The 22,489-nt window shown below is 38.0% G+C and carries 21 protein-coding genes; 2 read left to right on the top strand and 19 right to left on the bottom strand.

Features of this window, described 5'->3' with window-relative positions:
• Positions 1–215: 215 nt before the first annotated feature.
• Positions 216–1,430: a benzoate/H(+) symporter BenE family transporter gene (locus tag GNT69_RS14055; RefSeq protein ID WP_239094229.1), complete on the top strand. Its 1,215-nt coding sequence runs from the start codon at positions 216–218 to the stop codon at positions 1,428–1,430.
• 81 nt (positions 1,431–1,511) lie between these two features.
• Here the strand turns inward: GNT69_RS14055 and lpdA are convergent, their stop codons facing one another.
• The gene (gene lpdA, locus GNT69_RS14050) at positions 1,512–2,894 is read right to left on the bottom strand and encodes a dihydrolipoyl dehydrogenase (RefSeq protein ID WP_203555614.1); all 1,383 of its coding nucleotides are present in this window, start codon (positions 2,892–2,894) and stop codon (positions 1,512–1,514) included.
• A gap of 354 nt (positions 2,895–3,248) precedes the next feature.
• Between lpdA and GNT69_RS14045 the strand changes: the two genes are divergently transcribed.
• Positions 3,249–4,466: an MFS transporter gene (locus GNT69_RS14045; RefSeq protein WP_203555613.1), complete on the top strand. Its 1,218-nt coding sequence runs from the start codon at positions 3,249–3,251 to the stop codon at positions 4,464–4,466.
• A 54-nt stretch (positions 4,467–4,520) separates the two neighbouring features.
• Here the strand turns inward: GNT69_RS14045 and GNT69_RS14040 are convergent, their stop codons facing one another.
• From GNT69_RS14040 to GNT69_RS13955, 18 genes are all read right to left on the bottom strand, one after another.
• Positions 4,521–5,621, bottom strand: a complete 1,101-nt coding sequence (locus GNT69_RS14040) for an oxidoreductase (protein WP_203555612.1) — start codon at positions 5,619–5,621, stop codon at positions 4,521–4,523.
• 223 nt (positions 5,622–5,844) lie between these two features.
• Positions 5,845–6,372, bottom strand: a complete 528-nt coding sequence (locus tag GNT69_RS14035; protein WP_203555611.1) for a VOC family protein — start codon at positions 6,370–6,372, stop codon at positions 5,845–5,847.
• Positions 6,373–6,400: 28 nt separating this feature from the next.
• Positions 6,401–7,483, bottom strand: coding sequence for a TRAP transporter substrate-binding protein (locus GNT69_RS14030; protein WP_203555610.1), 1,083 nt, complete (start codon positions 7,481–7,483; stop codon positions 6,401–6,403).
• A gap of 108 nt (positions 7,484–7,591) precedes the next feature.
• Complete coding sequence (locus GNT69_RS14025; protein ID WP_203555609.1) at positions 7,592–8,707, bottom strand: amidohydrolase family protein; 1,116 nt, start codon at positions 8,705–8,707, stop codon at positions 7,592–7,594.
• A gap of 84 nt (positions 8,708–8,791) precedes the next feature.
• Positions 8,792–9,148 carry a Rieske (2Fe-2S) protein gene (locus GNT69_RS14020; protein WP_203555608.1) on the bottom strand — a complete coding sequence of 119 codons (357 nt, stop codon included), beginning with the start codon at positions 9,146–9,148 and terminating at the stop codon, positions 8,792–8,794.
• A gap of 132 nt (positions 9,149–9,280) precedes the next feature.
• Positions 9,281–9,754: a MaoC family dehydratase gene (locus GNT69_RS14015; protein WP_203555607.1), complete on the bottom strand. Its 474-nt coding sequence runs from the start codon at positions 9,752–9,754 to the stop codon at positions 9,281–9,283.
• Positions 9,755–9,827: 73 nt separating this feature from the next.
• Positions 9,828–11,822 (bottom strand): oxidoreductase, encoded by a 1,995-nt coding sequence (locus GNT69_RS14010; protein ID WP_203555606.1) that lies wholly within the window; start codon positions 11,820–11,822, stop codon positions 9,828–9,830.
• A 248-nt stretch (positions 11,823–12,070) separates the two neighbouring features.
• A complete protein-coding gene (locus GNT69_RS14005) occupies positions 12,071–12,841 on the bottom strand; it encodes an SDR family NAD(P)-dependent oxidoreductase (RefSeq protein ID WP_203555605.1) in 771 nt (256 codons plus the stop codon).
• Positions 12,842–12,925: 84 nt separating this feature from the next.
• Positions 12,926–13,723 carry an IclR family transcriptional regulator gene (locus GNT69_RS14000; protein ID WP_203555604.1) on the bottom strand — a complete coding sequence of 266 codons (798 nt, stop codon included), beginning with the start codon at positions 13,721–13,723 and terminating at the stop codon, positions 12,926–12,928.
• A 234-nt stretch (positions 13,724–13,957) separates the two neighbouring features.
• The gene (locus tag GNT69_RS13995; protein ID WP_203555603.1) at positions 13,958–14,977 is read right to left on the bottom strand and encodes a 2,3-butanediol dehydrogenase; all 1,020 of its coding nucleotides are present in this window, start codon (positions 14,975–14,977) and stop codon (positions 13,958–13,960) included.
• Positions 14,978–15,061: 84 nt separating this feature from the next.
• The gene (locus GNT69_RS13990) at positions 15,062–15,634 is read right to left on the bottom strand and encodes a VOC family protein (RefSeq protein ID WP_203555602.1); all 573 of its coding nucleotides are present in this window, start codon (positions 15,632–15,634) and stop codon (positions 15,062–15,064) included.
• Positions 15,635–15,779: 145 nt separating this feature from the next.
• Positions 15,780–16,862, bottom strand: coding sequence for a TRAP transporter substrate-binding protein DctP (gene dctP / locus GNT69_RS13985; RefSeq protein ID WP_203555601.1), 1,083 nt, complete (start codon positions 16,860–16,862; stop codon positions 15,780–15,782).
• Positions 16,863–16,913: 51 nt separating this feature from the next.
• A complete protein-coding gene (locus GNT69_RS13980; RefSeq protein ID WP_203555600.1) occupies positions 16,914–17,933 on the bottom strand; it encodes a 2,3-butanediol dehydrogenase in 1,020 nt (339 codons plus the stop codon).
• Positions 17,934–17,999: 66 nt separating this feature from the next.
• A complete protein-coding gene (locus tag GNT69_RS13975; RefSeq protein ID WP_203555599.1) occupies positions 18,000–19,268 on the bottom strand; it encodes a TRAP transporter large permease subunit in 1,269 nt (422 codons plus the stop codon).
• 60 nt (positions 19,269–19,328) lie between these two features.
• On the bottom strand, positions 19,329–19,865 hold the full coding sequence (locus tag GNT69_RS13970; protein WP_203555598.1) for a TRAP transporter small permease: 537 nt from the start codon (positions 19,863–19,865) through the stop codon (positions 19,329–19,331).
• Positions 19,866–19,969: 104 nt separating this feature from the next.
• On the bottom strand, positions 19,970–21,073 hold the full coding sequence (locus GNT69_RS13965; RefSeq protein ID WP_203555597.1) for a TRAP transporter substrate-binding protein: 1,104 nt from the start codon (positions 21,071–21,073) through the stop codon (positions 19,970–19,972).
• A 62-nt stretch (positions 21,074–21,135) separates the two neighbouring features.
• Positions 21,136–21,972: a sugar phosphate isomerase/epimerase family protein gene (locus GNT69_RS13960; protein ID WP_203555596.1), complete on the bottom strand. Its 837-nt coding sequence runs from the start codon at positions 21,970–21,972 to the stop codon at positions 21,136–21,138.
• 27 nt (positions 21,973–21,999) lie between these two features.
• Positions 22,000–22,431 carry a VOC family protein gene (locus tag GNT69_RS13955; RefSeq protein WP_203555595.1) on the bottom strand — a complete coding sequence of 144 codons (432 nt, stop codon included), beginning with the start codon at positions 22,429–22,431 and terminating at the stop codon, positions 22,000–22,002.
• Positions 22,432–22,489: the final 58 nt, after the last annotated feature.

Raw genomic sequence — 22,489 nt, 5'->3', positions numbered from 1 at the left:
GATCGTCTGTACGTTTTTCCACTAATATAGCAAACCATCCATTGAAGTGGGTTCTTCTAATTTGCAATTTAAATCCCTTCCAAACGTAAGTGGATGGGTAAAAATTACTCAAATTGGCTGTTTAATATTATATTAGAGAATATATGATGAAATAATAGTTTCCTTTTGATAATGTAGAGGTTAATTAAAGAAGCTTTAATAAAGGATGATACTGCATGAAAAACATGAAAGAGAATGAGAGATTTATAGAAAACAAAAAACTTTTTAGGGATTTAAATCGAAAAAATACAGCTGCCGGACTAGTTGCCGGAATTTTCATTATTACAGGGCCATCTGCTCTCATATTGGAAGCATCAGCAAACGGAAATTTTACAATTGAACAGACCATTCTGTGGATCTTTTCGGTTTATGTATTTGGAGGATTATTCGGAATTATTCTTCCTATCTATTTTCGAATTCCCATTGTCGGAGGTCATACCCTTACAGGAGTCGCATTTCTAGCAACAATCACAACTCAATTTAGCTTTCATGAATTAATTGGTGCTTACATAGTCTCCGGATTAATCATGTTACTTATTGGCTTTTCAGGCTTTTTCTCTAAATTGATTAAACTGGTACCTAAAGAAATTATCTCGGCAATGCTCGCAGGAATGATTTTAAAGTATATGACCCAATTTATTCTTTCTGTTAATCAACTTTTAATTGTTGGAGTCGTTTCCGTAATGACTTTCTTTTTATTTAGCAAATGGAGAACAATGATTCCACCAATGATTGCAGCGATTTCCATTGGGTTTTTCGTATTAATTTTGACTCATCCATTGAATCCTAGCAGTGATTGGATGTCAGGGGTGATGATTCCGCAACTACAGATACCTGAATTCAACTTAGCAAGTTTTCTTTCGGTTTCCCTCCCCCTTTCATTCCTTATTTTAAGCAATGATGCGGCTGTTGCGGTGGGTGCATTAGAACAAAATAAATATAAAACTCCAGTGAATAAAATCGTTTCATTGAGCGGAGCCTTTTCAATTATGACAAGTTTCTTTGGCGGACAATCAGCAAATATTGCTGGAATGGCAACTGCAATCTGTGCTGGCGAGGAAGCAGGACCGAAAGAAAAAAGATATATGGGCGCCGTCGTCACCGGAGTTCTCCTACTAGTATTCGGACTGTTTGCATGGAAACTCGTCCCATATATTTATATTCTCCCGACTGAGTTTATTTCAATTATCGTTGGATTTTCGCTTTTGGGTGTTTTTAGCAATAGCTTACATCAAGGTTTCTCAAATCCAGCAATGAAATTGAGTACAGTTTTTGCCTTTGTAATTGCGATATCTGATATGACAATCCTAAATATAGGAGCTCCAGTATGGTCCTTATTATTTGGTACGTTCATTGCTCTATGGGTTGAAACCGGAGCAGAAAGAACCTAGTTTCAAACCCAATCATTAGATAGACAATTATTTATAAGAAATAAAGGAATAACAAAGTTTACTTTGTTATTCCTCAATCTACTAAAAGTGTATTTGTTCCCCAATAACACTTAATAATGCTTCATGAATTGATTCAGATAAGGTCGGATGAGCAGTTATCAAGTCTTTCATCGCGTCCGCTGTCATTTCACTATGCATCATTATCACACCTTGCCCAATTAGTTCGGTTGCATGTGGACCAATGATTGAAACGCCAACAATTTCATTATACTCGGCCTCAACAATCACTTTCACTTTACCCACTCGTTCACCTTCAATCATCGCTTTGCCGTTTGCAGAGAATGAAAATTCACCGATTCGAATATCCCCGTATTGTTCTTTTGCTTGTGATTCATTCAGTCCGACACTTGCGATTTCTGGTGAAGTATAAATACAGCGAGGGACAACGTGATATTGGACAGTTTCTACCTCTCCACAAGCATTTGCAGCAGCTACTTTTCCTTCGTGAAAGCCGACATGGGCGAGTTGCATTCCACCAATAACATCCCCGCATGCATAAATACCAGGAATTGTCGTCTCCATCGCTTCATTCACTTGGATACTGCCTTGCTTAGTTAGCTTGACACCGATATTTTCAAGGTTTAGGCCGGTCACCCTTGGTTTTCGTCCAACTGAAACAAGCACTTTATTTGCTTCAAGCTGGATTTTCCCCTCATTTGTTTCAACGTGAATTTGCTGATTGGCGTTATCTACATTGATTACCTTTGAGGAAGTATACATCGTGACACCAGACTTTTTCAGGTTATTTTCTAATATCGATACAACTTTAGCGTCTTCGCCCGGGAGGAGATGATTGCTCATTTCCACTATTGTTACTTTCGTGCCTAAGCGACTGTAAATACTAGCAAACTCACACCCTATCACCCCTCCGCCAATGATTAATAAGGAGTCAGGAACTTCAGAAAGTGTAAGTGCCTGTGTGCTGTTAATCACCCACTCGCCATCAAACCGAGCAATTGGGATTTCAATTGGATCCGCACCGGTAGCAATAATATATTTATCAGCTTTTACAGTTTGAACTCCTTTATCATTAAGAACCTGAAGCTGATAACGATCAATAAAGGAGGCTTCTCCATTTAGAACAGTTATCTTATTTTTCTTCATTAAAAACTGGATGCCTGCAACGAGATTTGTTGTGATGTTATTTTTATACTGTTGAGCAGCCGACCAATCTATTTCAATAGCCCCCTCATTTACCTTTACCCCTAGAAGATGTGCTTCTTTGACTTTATCCAACCTTGTTGCAGTTTCTAATAATGCTTTTGTTGGCATACAGCCTTCATTCAAACAAGTCCCACCAAGTGACTGACGCTCAATAAGAATCACATTTCGACCTTTTTGTGCAGCCGTTATCGCTGCTACATATCCTGCAGGACCTCCTCCAATTACGGCAATTGTTTCCATATTTATCCTCCTAAATTTAAATTTCTCTCTGAAAGTAAAACTAAATTGTTGTTTTCCAATTTGATACCCGGTGAATTTGATTTCCACTTTCGAAATAACTTTATTAATAGATTATTAATATATACGAACTAGCTATTTAATCTTCTATTAATGATCATTCTATTTTATAATAGTCTAATTTTTTAAAATTTTCAATTATTAATTATTAATAATTTTCTCAAATAAGTCTTTATAAAAAGTATCATTTTTTGTATTAGAAAATTTGTTCTGTTATAATTAAACTTAATTGATTGAATTTACATATTATTCCGAAAATATTCATGTGAGGAAATTAAATGTATTGGAGACGGTAAGATGGATACAACTTCAAAAACACGCTTATGGACTAAGGATTTTATAACCATTACCTTGGTATCATTTTTGATTGCTTTTATATTCTTATTAACGGTGACGACGATTACTGAATATGCCCTCGAAAAATTCCACGCATCCCAAAGCTATGCCGGATTGGCTGCCAGTATTTTTGTCATTGGCCTGCTTTCTGCCCGATTATTCGTTGGAAAATACCTTGAGATACTTGGAAGAAAGAAACTTCTCTATATTGGACTTATTTCTTCGCTCATCATCTCATTGGTCTATTTTCCGGTAGAAAATTTATCTCTGTTCATCATTGTCCGATTTTTACACGGTGTAGGGGTTGGAATCTCCTTTTCAGTTATACAAACATCCGTTTTAGATTTAATTCCTCCTCAAAGAAGAGGAGAAGGAATTAGTTATTACTCGATTAGTTTTGTACTTGCCACAGCGATTGGACCCTTATTAGGAGTATTTATTCTACAGTACTCAAGTATGAGTATGGTTTTTATTGTTTGTACTGCTGTATCATTACTCAGCATCCTGCTCACATTGCCTTTAACTATCCCTGAAGTTGAGCTCACCAATGAGCAATTAGAGGAAATGAAAAAATTTCAGTTCTCCGATTTTTTTGAGAAAAAAGTATTTCCAATTTCGCTCATTATGGGGATATTTGCCTATTCATATTCTAGTGTTCTATCTTTTCTAGCTAGTTATACCGAAGAAATTAATTTAATATCTGGAGCTATTTTCTTTTTTCTTGTTTATTCAATCTTCATCTTTATTTCAAGGCCATTCACAGGAAAACTACTCGATACTAGAGGCGATAACATTGTGATGTATCCCTCAATCCTCTGCTTTGCGACAGGATTGCTCGTAATGAGCCAAGCCGCCAACAGTGTTACCCTGTTACTTGCAGGTGCCTTGATAGGGTTAGGTTATGGGAATTTACTTTCTGCCACGCAAACAATTGCGGTTAAAATAATCCCTCGTTACCGGGCTGGGCTAGCAACGTCCACGTTTTTTATATTCGTTGAAACAGGAGTAGGGATTGGGCCCTTCATTCTAGGATACTTCGTGCCAATCATTGGCTTTCGCAATATGTATTTAGTATTAGCGGTCATCGTATTTGCATCGTTATTTTTCTACTATTTCCTCCATGGGAAAAAGGCATATAAAAAACAAATCACCAACATTCACGAGAACAATAGTGTTTGAAGAATAGTAGCTGTATTATAAAAAGGACCTGATACAGGTCCTTTTTAATTCTGCTTATTTTAATACCCACAAATGTTTATCCTTGTCGTACGTAACTAATTCTTCCCGATTTTTAATTCGTTGTATAAAATCCGGATTAGCAAGCAACGGACGAGCAAATGCGGCTACATCAATCGCCCCCTCTTGTAACGCTTGATCTGCGGTTTTGGGATTAAGATCACCGACACCAATAATTGCCTCGTCCCAATGTTTACGAACAAGTTGATGTAACTTCATCCCATCTTGGATAACTTGGGAATAATCCTTTGTTGAAGGATGAATGATTTTTAAACCGACTTCTTTAAATGCGTCAACAAACGCCTTAATTATCTCCTCATTATCATCAAATAAAAAGTCTGGCTGATCTAACTTCCAAATGGAGAAGCGCATAATTACGCGATCTGCACCAATAGCATCAATAACCGCAGCTAATACTTCCTTCATAAAGGTAAAACGCTGTTGTAAATCTCCACCATACCGGTCATTTCGCTTATTTGAAGCATCCCAATTGAACTGGTCTATTAAATACCCATGGGCACCGTGAATTTCAATTCCATCAAAACCAGCCTCAATCGCATTTTTAGCTGATTGTGAATATTGGTTTATCACTTCTTTAATATCGTCTAAGGACATCTCCACTGGCGTGTCATGACCTCTCCGCGGCCGTGATCGTTTCGCATGTCCACCGGCTTTAATTGCAGAAGGAGCCAACGGCGGATCCCCTCCCGTCATTTGCGAATAGGAAAGTCTGCCAACATGCCAAAGCTGGGCAACGGTTGTGCCCCCTTCATTATGTATCGCATTTGTGACCTTTTTCCACGCTCGAATTTGATTCCTAGTAAATAATCCTGGTACGCCTGGATGACCTTTCGCGCGCGGACTAATGACAGTCCCTTCACTAATAATCAAGCCAATGCCATCTGCAGCACGGCGTCGATAATATTCAGCAATCTCATCATTTACTTCTCCAGTAATATCATCAGAAAAACAACGGGTCATCGGTGCCATTGCAGTTCGCGTTCTTAATGATAGACCACCTATTTTGATAGGCTCAAAAAGTTTTTGATAATTGCTCTTTTTTTCCTCTGTATAAACATTATTGTTTGCTCGGTTCATTATAAACGCCTCCTAAGGTTTCATTCTCCTAGTAAGCTGCTAAAATCTTTTACTAGTTCCCTAAAACATTGACTATTCAAATTACTCACTCTTTTAATCGCAAGGGCTGTTGGTTATCAAGTAGCGAGTAGTGCAAGTAAATTATTAATTTCAGCTAAAAAAATTGGCTGGACAACGCTAGAAATTTTAGTTAATCGAATCGATGTTATCAATTACCGTTTATTTAATAGGTGCCACTCTTTAATTTGTCAAATAAAGAATCACCACCGTTGATAAATTCTAACATGAGCCCCATCTCTTTCGTCATGTCAATATAACCAAAACGAATACCGCCTTTTGGATTATGTCCTTCAAAAGAAAATTCGAAACCGGCCTTTTGGATATCGGCAATTGTTTTTTCCCAATCGGCTACTTTCATGCAGAGATGATGTAAGGTCACCTTTCTTTCTGTATCAGTTAAATATTTATCATATGGATTCTCTCCAGAAACAGGTTGAATCACTTCTAGGAAAAGGTTCCCTATATAAGCGTGTGCTGCTTTAATTGAAAAGTTAACCGGCTTCCCCTCATACGTTGCATCCGTTACTCTCGACTCTTTCGTTAGGAATTTTTTAACTCCATAGGACTTTTTTAAAAACTGCATCGCTTGCTCAAGATCTTTTGTAACAAAGCCTAATTGAATTAGGTCAGCACCTACGTAGTCTGCTAGACTTCCAGGGATAAGAACACCTGCCATATTATTTATGTTCAAAACCTCCACTCAAATATAGTAAATTCCTTTATTCCATTGATTTAAGAGCCTCAATCAATTGTGTTCCCCCATCAACTTCTTTCTCATAGAACTCCCAAACAGGTTGTGTTGCTTCTTTCATTTCAGCAATCTCCTCGTCTGTTGGATAATAGATTTCAATTCCTCTTTCTTCCATTTGTTTTAATTTTTCTACATATGATTCATAAACAACCTGTTGAGCATGATGAGGATAATCTTCTTTCACTTCTAGTAGAATCTCTTGAAGATCCTGCGGTAAAGAGTTGAATTTATTAACAGAAATTAATAAAGGGACAACACTTGTAAAAATTGGCGCCACTGTATAAGTTTCTACTGGAAGGCTTGTATCGAATGCAAACATTGGCGTAGTTAACGTCCCATCTACTACTCCTTGTTGTAATGCTGTAATTGCCTCAGCACCAGCTATTGTCATTCCACTTGAACCTAATTGTTTTAATGTTTCAGGTGTAATAATCCCACCAGGTGTTCTCACTTTTAAGCCTTTGGCACTGGCCAAATCAGTAACAATTTTATCTTTATCTGCAGTAAAGATTGAACCAAAATAATCATTATAAACCATTCCTAAAACTTTAATCCCTTTTTCTTCCATTTGCTTTTCGATATATTTTCCACCGTTTTCATGCAGATTAAACTTTGTCATATTTTCTAAATGAACTAGCGGTTCATTGACATCGTAGTTGAAAATAAATGGCAAATCGTAAAAGTTCCAAATTGGATCAATACCAGTTAGAACCGGAGATGTACTTTGGACCATGTCAACCTGACCATCTAATAAACCAGCCACTTCTTGAGATACCGGCAAAAGTTGCCCATTTGGATAAATATTAAATGATAATCTACCATCACTACGTTTTTGAACTTCCTCGTCAAACCATTCAACAAATTTATGAACAAATGCTGTTTCTGGAAATCCGTGGGAAACTGTCAACTCATATTTTTCCTCTTGCTTCTCAGTTTCAGTTGACCCGGAATCACCTTCACTACTATTCTCATTCGTACTCGTTGAGTTTCCACAAGCCGTGATAAATAACATAAACAATAGGACAACGATTGCTGATATAAATTTTTTCAATTGAATCCCCCCATAATTTCTTTTTAATAGATAAGATTTAAAAGTTTAAGAGGTAATCAAAAGATGAACCTCTTAAACCAAAAAGAAATAATATTCAGAATAAATTACTTAAACCGGATCTGGCAACGCAAATAGGCCTACTGCATTCTCATATAAAATCTTTCTGCGAATATCGATTGGAATCGTTGCTAACGCTGCATGTGGAGCATCAAATTCCCAATGTGGATAATCACTTGTAAACACGAAACGATCGGTACCTACCATTTTTAAGATGTCAACGATATGTTTTTCGTCTTCATGTCTTGCTGGTTCAATGAATGGTTGTGTCCCAAACCACATATGCTCCCTTACAATTTGGCTTGGAGGGCGTTTGACCCATGGTACTTCTCTTTTTAAATTTCGCCAATGGGTATCCATCGTGTACATGACGCTAGGCAGCCAAGCGAATCCGCCTTCTACAAATAACATTTTTAATTCTTGATACTTCTCAAACACGCCACCAAAAACAATACTTGCGACTTGTGCCTGGTAAGTTAAAGTATGAATCGTTTGATCTTCAGGATAATAATTCACATAAACTGGTCCAGGTCTAAATAGACCTCCAGGAACGGATACGTGGAATGTACATACTAAATTATTACGCAAAGCAGCTTCCCAAATCGGATAATAACGTTTATCTCCCCAGCCGCCATAAGGAGAATGGATAGATAAACCGACTTGAGCCATTTGCGGATGGCTTCCAACACGGTCTATTTCTCGTGCAGCACTTTCTGGATCTTGAGAGGCAACTACAACTGAGCCACGTAGATTCGGATTTTTTTCCAACCAATGTTCAATTTCCCAATCATTATAGGCTGACGCTAGTGCTGTAGCCATTTCATGCTGAGGAGAGGCAGCCAGTTGGAAGGTTGAGTCAGGGAATAAAATTGCATTAGCATAATTATAGCGGTCCATGACATCTTCCTTAAAATAACTCAATGATGAACAGCCTAATCCTCCCTCAGGAGGTACACTATCCATCCGATGGCCGGCATTTGCAACGATTGGCATTGAAGGGATATTCGGAAAAATCCCCTTCCATTTACAATCATTTAAAAAATCGCGCCAATAATCACTTAAGTATGGGTTTAGGTCCTCATATTGCTTCGGATTTGGATGAACATCGCAATCAATTACCGGGATTTTATTTTTAGCTACAGCTGGATTATCACTTTTATTCGTCAAAGTAGACAGGATTTTCCCCTTCCTACCATTTACTTATTCATTCGGTCAACAATGAGCTCGTGCTATCGTTCATGAATTTAATTGTTAGGAGTAAATGACGACTTCATTGCCTTCAACTTTAACCTCATAGGTCCTAATTTTCGTATTTTCTGGATCATGCATCGAACAACCCGTTTCTACGTCAAAACTCCAATGATGCCAAGGGCAATAAATAAAGCCGCCTGGTTTCTCATAACAGACTTCTTTCACAGCTTTTGAATTGGCTCCTCCTCTAAGTACACCTTTCCCAAGCTCTGCTCCCTGATGTGGGCAAGCATTTCGGACCGCGCAAAAATTTTCATCTTCTTTACGTACCAATAAAATAGATAATCGACTCACTTGGTATACTTTCTTATCTCCTAATAACAATTCATCTTTTTGGCATAGTACCGTCCTTTGCAATTAGGAAACCTCCTTATTCCATATCAATAGACTTTACACATTCATCCATCGCAGACAACTAATTGTAACGATTAGCCTATCTTCCCCTCATCACCCCTTTCGATTACCCATAATCAAAAGCGAAATCATTTATTAAACAATCGCATGTTCCGATTTCAGCATTAACGCTACCCGTTTAATCTTACAAACGAGTTCTCCATTTTGATTATAGCCACGATGTTCAAACCAGACTTTCCCACAATCGTTTTCTGTTTCCTCATCATTTTTCGCAATTATTTCAGTTTCTGCACGGAGCGTATCTCCAATGCGTACGGGAACTGGATTTGTAATTTCCTCATAATTCAAATGAGCGATTGTTGTAAATAAAGTTAAATCAGATACGGAAGCACCTACAACAAATGCCATCGTAAAGAAATTATTAAAAATTGTTGTTCCATTTATTGATGATTTTGAAAATTCCATATCTAGATGGAGTGGCTGTGGATTATGAGTAAGTGTTGTAAACAACAAATTATCTGTTTCCGTCACTGTCCTCGTAATTGCATGTTCATAAATATCTCCTACATTCAATTCATCATAGTACTTCCCTCTACTTTTAATCCGCATATTGTCATAACACTCCTCTAATAGATTGAAATTGTCCCCCCACCTATTAGAGTGAGGGGGTCAGCCAATATAGTTAAATCGATAATGCTGCTTTGAATCCAGCATGGACAGCTCGCCCAGTCACACTAATTGGATGATCAATGACTAGTGGAATCACCGTTTTATATTTTTCGCAAATCCTCTTTGTAAGCTGACTTTCTGCTGTTCTACCAAATGCAGTGACAATTGTATCCGCTTGTATTTCATGTATTTCTCCTGATGAATCCCTTACTTTAACACCAGTAGCTGTAAATTCAACAACTTTTCTACTCGTTAAAACGTTTACATGATAGTCTTCAAATTTAAACATCAATGGATCTCGATTATCCGCTAACGCCTCTCGTATGAGTTCATCATCTTTTTCCACGATTGTTACGTCTTTCCCTCTCATCACCAATTCTAAAGCAAGGTCGCAGCCATCAATATTTGCCCCGGTAATAACAATATTATCTCCTTTAATTAATTCAGGTTGATTATATGCTTGAATCACATCGATTACATGATTTTGCTCAATTCCTTTTATTTCCGGTGTGATTTGTTGTTGACCTAGTGCGACAATAATTTGATCAGCGGATGCTAGCTCTGGGGAATTTTCGTTGATGCTTCTACCTAACTCAATTTTCACTCCTAGCTGGCGAAGTTCGCGCTCTTGCCAAGTAATAAATTTATTCAATCTACCTTTAAATGATAGCTTTGAGGCAACGACAAGATGCCCCCCTAGCGTATTGTTTTTATCATAAAGAGTGACTTCGTGTCCTCTTGATGCTGCAGCTCTTGCCGCCTCCATACCTCCAGGTCCACCCCCAATCACAACGACTTTTTTTGGTGTATCTACTTTTACATCCGGGTAAATTCCTTTTGCAGCTTCTTCTGGAAAATGAGTTTCATAGTTTATTTGCGGTTGAACAGCACATGAAATCGCCTTTCCTTTTTGGGTATTCCCAATGCAAAATTCATTGCAGAAGATACAAGGGCGAATCGCATCCGGTTGATTATTATATAATTTAACAGGTAATTCTGGGTCAGCAATTAACGGACGGCCAAACTGGACAAAATCAATCAAACCTTCTTTTAATAGCTCCTCTGCAGACTCAGGGGAGTGCGTTCCAGCATTGATCACCGGTACACTTACTTCTTTTTTTACTGCAGCAGCAGCATGTGCCATGCTTGAGAGACCATGATAGATGGTTGGAGTAATCCATTGCTTTCGGTCGAGACACCCAATATCAATATCGAAGGCATCTACCCCTACCCCTTCCAAGTATTTAATAATCTCTATCCCTTCTTCTAAAGTCCTTCCACCGGGGAAATCGTGATAAGCACCTAAACGGACAGCAATTGGAAAATTTGGTCCAACTTCGTTTCGAATCGCTTTATAGGTTTCTGTAATAAACCGCATCCGATTTTGAAAGCTTCCACCGTATTCATCTGTCCGTTTGTTCCAAATCGGTGTGAGAAATTGATCTTGGAGATACCCTGCATGGGCGTGTATAAGTAAACAATCGACCCCTGCTTGGAGCGCTCGTCTAGCAGCTCTTCCATAACAAGCAACGAGATCTTTAATTTCGGAAACTGTTAGTGGCCGGCAGATCACATTCGGTACTCTGCCAGCAGAAATTGCTGACGCTGACACCATATCTCCATCTTCAAAACCAAACGAATTTCTCCCCAAACCAATGCTTAATTCCAAGCTAATTTTCGCATCATATTTATGAATACAGTCCGCCAGTTTTTTCCAATCTTCTAGTTGTTTATCTGTATCAACAACGGTTTTGTTTTTCAGCCACGGATCTGTTTTATTGGTGATATATTGGGCCTCAACGGTAACCATTCCAACGCCACCTTTTGCCCTAGCCTCATAATAGTCCAATTGCGCTTTGGATATCGATCCATCTGAATGATCAAGGAACGTACCCATTGGTGACAAAATCATTCTATTTTTTAATTTCATTTTTCCTATGTAAGCGGGTTCTAATAGTTTTGCATAATTACTTTCTATGGTTGATTGCTTATTTTGTTGGTATTCCATCTGTTTGTCCCTCCCATTACTACTGTGATTACTTATAAATGAAAGTAATTAATCAAAGCTCTTCTAAACTTCGTTCCAACATTATCGATATACGATAAATATTACCAGTTATTTTCTATTTTCATTTTATCATAATATTCTGAATTTTAAAATGAAAATATGAAATATGTACCCATCTTCTGCCATGTGAAAAAAGATACCATATCAAAAATATGGTATCTTTTTTACTGACGTCCTACATGATAGAACTATAAAGTAGCTCCACCACCCCCATCGACATTTATCGCGGTTCCGGTTACATAAGAAGCAGCATGAGATGCTAAAAAACTAATCACATTCGCCGCCTCTTCAACATTCCCACTCCGCCCTAACGGAATATTCAATTGCTGATCAAATTCTTCCCATGTAAGATTTTGTTTCGTTCTCATGTTTGCTAATTGGTCGCTTCTGATGATTCCAATGCAAACCGTATTGACACGGATAGAATCAGCTGCGAGGTCTCTACTCATTGCCTTTGTCAACGCTTGACCAGCTGCGCGACTAACAGTTGTAGGTAAGGATGAAGCTGGGGGAGCTTTCGCAGCATTTGTTGTGATATTTACAATTGCACCACCACCTGCTTTTCGCATGTGAGGAATAGCAAAGCGAGAGCAATGGATGGCTCCGAATAGCTTCAAATCAAGGTCTTCCTGCCATAACTCTGTTGTCACCTCTTCAAATGGATAGGCATTTCCTACACCTGCATTGTTAACAAGAATGTCGATTTGGCCGAAGTGTTCAACGACTTCATTAATTGCCCTTTGACAATCACATTTTATACTAGCATCACCTGCAATCATAACCACTTTATCGAAAGAGTATTCAGATATCTTTTTGGCAGCTAGATTTAATGACTCTTTATTACGAGCAAAGATTGCAATTTTAGCGCCCTCTTTTGCAAGCCGAGTGGCGGTCGCCAAGCCAATCCCTTTACTTCCACCAGTAATAAGTGCAACTTTACCATTTAATCCTAATTCCAATGTGTTGTCTCCTTTCTATTACTATTATTTAACGTTATAGTTCCTAGCCACACCGGGTAATTCCATCCTATCCATGTATTTACTTTATAAGTTTGGTCCAACAAACCTAAGACCACCAGTGCGGTTCATATGAAAGCGCTGACTAAAAGTCCTTATTTCTGCAGTAATCTTTTCAATGTGTTCATGTTCAAGTGCTTCGGTTAATCCAACCGCAGCAATCACACCTAGCAATTCTTTTCTCGTATCAAAAACTGGAAAAGAAAAACCGCTGATCCCAAGATAGTACTCATCAATGGAAACAAGATACCCATCCTTTTTTATTTCCTCTAAGTTTTGGCGGTATTTATTTAGGTCTGTAATTGTGTACTCTGTCAATTGTTTAAGTCCTTCTGATAAAATCTCCTCCCTTTCTCCTTCTTCTAAGTATGCTAACACCCAGTTCCCATAAGAAGTCTCTATAATTGGAAACTTATTACCAATAGATAAGATTACATGCGGTTCGTCTTTTCCTTCATGTTGGGCAACAATCATCAAGCGTTTCCTTGAAACTCGTTGAATAAAGCAAGTGGTTAAACCCGTCTTTTCAGACAGCTCGGCAAGATGTTGCCTTATTTCTGCTAAATATTCAAGTGTTTCAGATGCTCGTGAACCTAAAACTGCTGTTCCAACTCCTAATGAATACTTAAGAGTTTCTGTCTCCTGATAAACAAGGTTATGAATTTCCAATGTTTTTAAAACTCTCAGACAAGTACTTTTATTAATTTCTAATGCGGAACTTATCTCTGATAAAGTACTTCTCTTTGTTTCATATCTACTTAAAAAATCAAGAATTCTAGCAGCCGTATCCACGGATGGTGCATAATATTTTGGACTTTTCCCCATTTGTGTTTCTCCTAACTGTTTGATATATATAATCTAATTTTATATATAAAACTTATTATTTATAATATACATAAAATAGACCCTAATGTCTACAATTACTACTGAATTTTTAATAAATTTAATTTCAGACTAATAAAAAACCATCTCTTAAAATATAAGAGATGGCGCAATAGCATTTCAAATGTCCATAGAAATGGTTTTTTAAAATTAGTATCTTATATCCAATAATAGTCTTTAAACTTCTGGAGAAACTAAGATTTTACATTCGTCTTTTCTAGCATCTAATTTTTCAAAACCCAATTCAACGATGTCATCCAACGCAATTTTACTAGTTATAATCGGTTCCACTTGAAGTGATCCCTTTTGTAATAATGCAATCACCCTTGGGAAAATTTTAAAATACCCTCTAGAGGTATGGATTTTCTTTTGACCCTTTTCTTGAATAACCGGGTTATATGTGACTGGTTTTGTAAAAACACTCACGATCATAACCTCACCATTATGTCTGATACTATCAAGCGCTGCATTGAAAGTCGCTTCCACTCCTGCAGCTTCATAGGCGATATTAACCCCCCCATCCGTCAATTCTAGAATCTTTTGTGCAGCATCTTCTTCCAGTGGATTAATGACTATATCCGCTCCCATTTCAAACGCAAGTTTTTGTCTTGCCTCTTCAATTTCGACAACAAAAATTTGACTTGCTCCCGCTGCCTTTGCACATTGAGTGATAAGTAAACCAATCGGCCCAGCGCCAAAAACGGCAACTTTATCACCGATTTTTAATGTGCTCGTATGAACAGCCTGCATTGCTACCGAAGCCGGCTCAACAATGGCAGCTAATTCATAGCTTAAACTATCTGGAATTGGGATCACATTTGCCTCAGGGATTACCGCATATTCAGCAAAACCACCATTGTAATGAATACCATATGCCTTTAAGTTGTCACATGTATTAAAAATACCATCACGGCAACTTGGACATTCCATACAAGAAATAATCGGAGATACGACTACACGATCACCAACTTCAAATTTCGTTACCCCATCACCAATTTCAACAATTTCACCAGTAAATTCATGACTCATAATCATCGGCACAGTAGGAACAATTCTTTGGGCATGGTATTCATGCAAATCGGTCCCACAAATTCCGGCATATTTAACTTTAATTTTCACTGTACCTTGTTGTACAAACGGTTCTGCTACTTCTTCTACTTTAACATTCCGTGCACCATAGTATTGCATTGCTTTCATATGAATCTCTCCTTCACTTCATTTTGTTGGACGGTTAATTCTCTAAAAATAAAATTTATGGCCATAACTATTAATCTATGATGACTAATCTAATTCAGGTAGTTCTTCTTCTTTACGGTAAGGTCGAGAACCGTCCCAACCTTCAGCCGCCTTCGCCACTCTCGCGTATAGATGTTTAACGGCTTCACTTTCTTCATATACTTCCGTCATTGCCCCAGTGAGTTTTCTTGTATCAAACATTGCAACACGCATGCCATTTAAAGCAGTACACCGCCAAACCGCAGGGAATCCTAGAGCTTCCATTCGCTCAAGCTCCTTGTCAAAATCACCTGCTGTATAGCAAATATGTTGAAGTTGGCCAAAACCTTTTTCAATCGTACTCATTTCTTTTAATCCGGCTGGACTATCACAATGCTGAAGCCATAGCTCAATCTGAATGGGCCCCCATTGTCCGAGTGCATGTGAGTGATCGAGAGTAGCTGTTTCTCCCTTATAAGTTAAATCACCAACTGGACGATGTAGTCGTTCGAAAAAAGGACCAGCACCAAAAGCCGCGGCCCACTGATTCGCTGCTTCATCTAAGTTGTTTACGGTATAACATAATTGTTGAATGGAACCATTATTAAAAGGGTTTGGAAAAGGATTCATCTTTTGCATTGAAATGGCCTCCTAAATAATAGAATAAATAGTCTAGTCTTCGAAAAACAAGTAATCAAGGAATTAGAGGCTGCTATTAAAGAAAAATAGCAGCCTCTTTCCTTTTAATTCTAAAGTTTTACTTAGTTCAACTATAGATTTTTAGTTATTCCTTCACTTTGGCTACTTCTGCTTCAAATTGTTCAAAAGCAATTTTAAAGTCTACATCTTGTTTCTCGATGAATTTTTGAGCAAAGTCATCAAACAACTTTTGCCATTCTGCTCGTTCTTCTTCGGTCAAATCGTGTAAAGGAACGTCTCCATTAGCGATCCATTTCTCTTCTCTTTCCGTAATATCATTCTGGTAGTTTGTCGACCCATGTTCAGCAACGTAATCTCCTGCTTCTAGCAAAATATTTTGAATATTTTGCGGAAGGGATTGCCATAACTCCTCGTTAATCATTAATCCTGTTGTCCCTGATGCAAAGTTCAGGTTACGAGTACCCCATTGACTAAGTTCCCTAATACCATGAACCTCATCAGAACCAGCCAGATTCATGAGGACATCAAAAGCTCCCTTATCATAAGCCTCATAAATATCAGGAGATGGAATGGTTACGGGAACTCCTCCAGCCTTTTGAATGATTTCAGATAAGGTGCCTGCACTTACTCTTACTTTTAATCCTTTTAAATCCGCTGGCTTGTTTACTTTTACGCCTTTTGAGTAAAAATTAAAAGTCGGTGTCGTTGCTGCTAACAAAGGTCTTACTCCATGTCTTAAAAAGTCACTTTCAAGCATTGGACTTTGTTTGCTGACCGCGTGTAGCGCCATCGTCCCTTCATAGGCTGAACCAAATAATCCTGGTAACCCAGTAATTTTATTCATTAGCGGCATCTCATTATTAAACACGCTGGCAGTGAACATACCAATGTCAGTTACTCCATTATTAGTCATCGTAAAAAAATCGGCTAATTTTCCTAGCTGTTCCGCTGGATACCATTCAAATTGAATTCTACCATCTGAAAGTTCCGTAGCCTTGTCCATATAAGCTTTGTAAAGAAATACGGAGTCAGCGTCAGTCGCTACCGACGAAGTAGCCACTCTAAATATATAGCTTTCTTCAGATTGGTTGGAATTGTCCGACGTTGTACCCACATCATCTGCACTGCTACAAGCTGCTAGCAGAGAAAACAAGACAAACATCAGACAAATTAAAAAAGATTTCCTTTTTGTTTTCATCTTTCCCATTATGACCTCCAAAGTTTTTATGAAAAAATAATTTATATCATTCTTTTCATGTTATCTTTCAGGAGAAACAATCACTTTTCCTTCTTCACCAGCAAGGAGCCGATTATAGCCTAATTCAACAATATCATCTAGACTGATTTTATTAGTAACAACGGGATCAATGACAATTGAACCTTTGGATAATAAGTCCATCACTTTCGGAAACATATGATGATTCCCTCTCGTTGTTTTTATCGTCTTTACCCCTTTTTGTTGGTAGAAAGGGTTGTATGTGACTGGATCTGCAAACACACTGACAATCATTAATTCGCCTTTCGGCTTTACACTGTCGAGCGCAGCAAGGAAAGTCTCTTCTACACCAGCCGCATCAAAAGCTACGTCAACGCCATCGCCAGTTAATTCTTTAATTTTCTTTACCGGATCCTCTTTTTTGGGATCAATCACCACATCTGCTCCCATTTCCATAGCTATTTGGCGGCGGTTTTCGTGATGTCCGACAACGATAATTTTGCTAGCCCCTGCTGCTTTTGCACATTGGGTTACAAGTGATCCCATCGGTCCCGATCCAAACACGGCAACAGTATCACCGATTTTTAAACTACTATTTTTTACTGATTGCATCGCAACAGATGTTGGCTCGATGACAGCAGCAGTCTCAAAACTAATATTATCTGGAAGCTGGAAAACTTTATTTTCATTTACGACAACATATTCAGCGAAACCGCCAGGATGTTGAAGTCCATAGGCTTCTAGATGTTGACAAGCATAATATTCTCCCTCACGACAATATATACATTCGCCGCAGCCCCAGAAATTTTCAATCACAACTCGATCTCCCACTTGGCACGACGACACACTCTCGCCAATTTCGACAATTTCTCCAGCAAATTCATGACCCAAAATCATTGGACTTTTAGCACCAATCCTTTTATTTCCACGATATACGTGTAAATCAGTTCCACAAATACCCGTATACTTCACTTTCACTTTCACCTTTCCAGGTTGTACCTGTGGTTCGGAAACATTTTCAATCTTCACATTTTTAGGGCTATAATAAACCATTGCTTTCATTCCTTACACACTCCTGTAAAAATATTTTTTATAACTAGTCATGGTCTTTTAGAAGGCTGTTAACCATTAATTAAATAAAAAGGTACTTAGCCATGGAACGTATAATAGGACTAATGTTGAAATAACGAGACCAATTAAATATGGGGCAGACCCTCTAACAATAACACCAAGAGGTTCTTTGAAATGGCCACTGATTGCAAACAGGTTCGATCCGATTGGCGGCGTAATTTGTCCAATCATTAAAGCAGCAACGGTAACCATTGCAAAGTGAATTGGATCATATCCTAATGACAAAACAATTGGATATAGAATCGGCAAAGTTAAGTACAAAATTGGGATTGCATCCAAGAACATTCCGAAAATCAAAAATACTAAAATGATAATTAGAATAATCGCCCAATTTGGCACAGTCAATTGAACAGCAAATTCAGTTAGATTTTGTGGTACATTTAAATAAGTCATCGCTGTAGAAAATAGTTTTGCTCCACCTAAAATCATATAAATGATCGCTGTAGTGGTCATTGTACTGACTAAACTCTTCTTCAAATTATTAAGTGTGCAGTCTTTCCGATTAAATAGAAAACTGATGAGTAGTACATAGACAATCGCAATCGCAGCCGCTTCGGTCGGAGTGAAAATCCCTCCATAGATTCCGCCTAAAATAATAACTGGCATCAACAGGGCTGGGAATGCCTGCAAAAACGAAGTCCCAATCTCGGTAAAGCTCGCTCTTTTCGGTCTAGAGGTTTCATTTCGAAAACTAACAATGACAGCGACAAACATTAACACGAATGCGATGAATATACCAGGTACAATCCCTGCTAAGAAAAGCTTACCTGGGTCAATTTGAGTCGATGCGGCAAACAAAATCATAAAAATACTAGGGGGGATAATTTGACCTAATGTACCTGAAGCTGCAATAATTCCATAAGTACTCTCTTTCGTATAGCCATTGGCTAGCATTTGTGGAACTGCCATTGAACCGACGGCGACAACAGTGGCGACAGAAGATCCTGAAAGTGCTCCGAAAATAGCTGCTGTTACTACTACTGCACCTGGAATACCACCAGGAAGATGACCAACAAGATTAGCAATAAACCGAAACAACTTGCCGGCTGGACCCATAAATGTCATTAAATTTCCCGCCAACAGGAAGTATGGGACTGCCAACAAAATCCAAGAATCTGTTGCTGTGAAAAATTGAGAGGCAACACTAGAAATAGGTAATCCCATTTGCACAATGACCCAAAAGCCTCCACTCAATGCCAATGCCAACCAAATTGGGGCCCCGATTACTAATAGAAATGCTAAGATAATAAACCCGATAACAAACACCTTATCGCCTCCTTCTTCAATACTCTCAACATCTTTCTATAAGGTTAGCAAAAACTACGTTTACGATTCTATATTGGTGTCAATGAATGTTTCCGATTTTACATATTGTCTTATCTCGGTAATGTCATTAATCACTTGCAAGATTGAATACAAACATCCTAAAAACATTCCAATCGGAATCGCAAACGCCGGAACAAACATTAACATCGTTCCAGATGCTGTTAGCATATTTATTGCTAATAAAGAGTTTGTCCACACAATACTAGACCATAATAAATAAGCAAAGGTAGCAGATAGTAAGACACTGATTAGCAAGTCGTTATAAAGTTTTACCTTTCCCTTTAAATGGTCTTGGAGAATACTCATCTTTAAATGTTCTTTTTGTTTGATAAGGGGGCCAATATAAGCAAAAACCCCATAAATGATCGAGTAACGGCAGATTTCTTCAATCATCTGAAAGGATAAATCCATCACATATCGAAAAAACACACTGGCAACAGCACCAATCACACTAATAATTAAGCAAATTAAAGCAATCACTAACAGGCCTTTATCAATGTATGCGATTCCTTTGTTTACTTTCTGATTTTGACTCAAGCTGTTCCCTCCTTTTTATGGCCCTAGTTTGCTAGCGGACTAATAAACTAGGGGCCAAAAATTGATTGGTTTTCTTCAAACATTTGTTTAGACTGTAACTGTTTTTATTGAGTTGGATTGAACGTAGAAAGTGAGTCCATTATTTCTTTCCCACCGTCGACCTCTTTTTCAAAAAACTCCCAAACAGGTTCTACTGCCTCTCTCATTGCAGCAATTTCTTCATCAGTCGGATAGTAAATTTCCACTCCCATTTCAGATTCTAATTTTTCTAGAACTGTAGGGAGGTTATTAATTATCATTTCTTTTGCATTTTGCTCGTAATCTTTTCCAGTATCAATCAATAATTGTTGAAGATCCTCTGGTAATGAATGAAACTTTTCAGTCTTGATTAAAATGGTCGTTACCGGGTTAAACATTGGAGCTACTGTATACGTTTTTACTGGCAATTGGGACTCATGTGCGTACATAGGGACGGTCAACATTCCATCAATGACACCTTGCTGTAAAGCAGTGATAGCCTCTGTACCAGAAATAGTCATGCTGCTTCCACCCAAAGCTTGAATCGTTTCAGGTGTGATAATGCCCCCTGGTGATCTTACTCTCAAGGTTTTCGCATTATCTTGACTAGAAAGTAGTTTACTGTCATCATTTGTAAAAACTGAACCAAAAATATCAGTATAAGCAATACCTAAAACGGTAAGACCTTTTCCCTCCATATTTTTAGCAAACCATTGACCACCGTTTTCATCATTAATAAATTGGGATCTTTGTTCTAAATAATAACTAGGATCCTCTGGTTTATAGTCAAAGGTAAAAGGGAGCTCAAAGAAATTCCAAATTGGATCAAAACTCGCTAGATTTGGAGAACTAGTATGTGACATATCGACTTGTCCTTGTAAAACCCCAGAAACCTCTTGATCAATTGGTACTAATTGACCATTCGGATAAATATCAATGACTAAACGCCCATTACTTCTTTTTTCGACTTCATCTGCATACCACTCAACGATATTATCATGACTTGAATCAGGTCCATACCCATGTGTCATTGTTAACACATATTTTTCATCTCCTGATGATTCAGATCCATTGGTATTATTGCTATTATTTCCTTGATTAGATTCTCCACCATGTGTACTCGTTGTGTTACCACAGGCAGCCAAAACCAATGCCAATATAAGAAACAAAGATAATTTTATTTTTTTCATATTAACCCCCACTATATATTTTTAAAAAATTACTAAACTATTAAAAATAGTTTAATTAAAAGCTATTTAGTAACACCCAATTTTTGATCAAGATAGTCTTTGGCAGTTTGTAAACATCTGCGAGCAAATTCTTCCGCTCCTAATTCTTCTATCCGCTTGACATGAGGCATTTCAATGGCATAAGGAACTTCTGGGAGTCTCTTAACAATTCCCTCAACATCAATTCCGCCCTCACCAACATATAAACGTTCTTTCGTACCTGTATAAACCAGTTCTTCAACTGTAGACGGAATATGGCTAGGTCCATCACAGAGCTGAGCGTAATTAATCCATTTTTGCAGCAACTGATCTAACTCAGCATTATCCACTCGTGAACGATGATGATGAAGAGGATCAACCAAAATCCCACCATTATCACAACCGGCTGCTTCTACGATTTCAAGTGCATCCTTTAAGGTCGACACTTTAAACCAAGTTACATACTCTAGATCCATTGTTAACCCAAATGGTTTCGCTAAATCACAAAGTTCTGCAAAACATTCAATTGCATAGTTTCGATCCTCTGATTTCACTACTGTAACCACATGACGCCCACCTAACTCAGCAGCTGCTTCAAAGTCATTAAGATAATCCGTAGGATTCAATCCATCGTAAATGACGACTACCTCAAGATCGAGTAATTTAAGTCCAGTATCTTGCAAGGCATTTTTCGTAGCGCGTAACATCGCCTTGTCTTTTGACAAGGGATATCCAGGATCTGAAACAGAAAACTTTGGATCAGCAGGAGCAATCGTTCGCAATCCGACAAAATCATATCCTGCTCGAGCTGCGATGTGGATCATCTCTGGTGGTGGAACATTTAATGTCGTAAGGTAAGAAATTGAAAATTGTCTTGTCATCTTTATACGTCTCTCCATTCACACGGTTTATTTGTAAATTTCACCAATAAATCCTAATTCTCTTCGCAAATCTAGATAAGTAAATGTCCCCCGCTGGCTTTCACCGCTTTGAAGTATCGGAATTCCTCTGCGATCCATTTCTTTGCATGTGTCATCATGATTATCAGTTGCAAATGCAAGATGGTGAAGTCCAGGTCCATGTTCTCGTAAAAACTCGGCATAAACACTTGTTTCATCCAATGGCTGAATTAATTCAAATTGGATGTTACCGAGATTAGTAAACCCTACTTTAATAGAAAATTGTTTTTCTTCTTGGTGAACCTTAGTATTTTCCTCGTTATAAAATTTGACTTTCCAATCTGCAAAACCATAGCCTTGCTCATATTTTTTCATATACGCTTCAAGATCATCGACAACAATTCCTACCTGTAATACCTGTGTAAAAAACCCATTCGTCATTTAAAATCCTCCCTTTCCAAAACCTACTATTTTAGAATTAGCAAGGTTGGAAATATGC

The organism is Bacillus sp. B15-48, assembly GCF_016879755.1.
GTDB lineage: Bacteria > Bacillota > Bacilli > Bacillales > Cytobacillaceae > Mesobacillus_B.
Note: the sequence above shows the minus strand (reverse complement) of the source record. Positions and strands in the feature narration are given on the sequence as shown.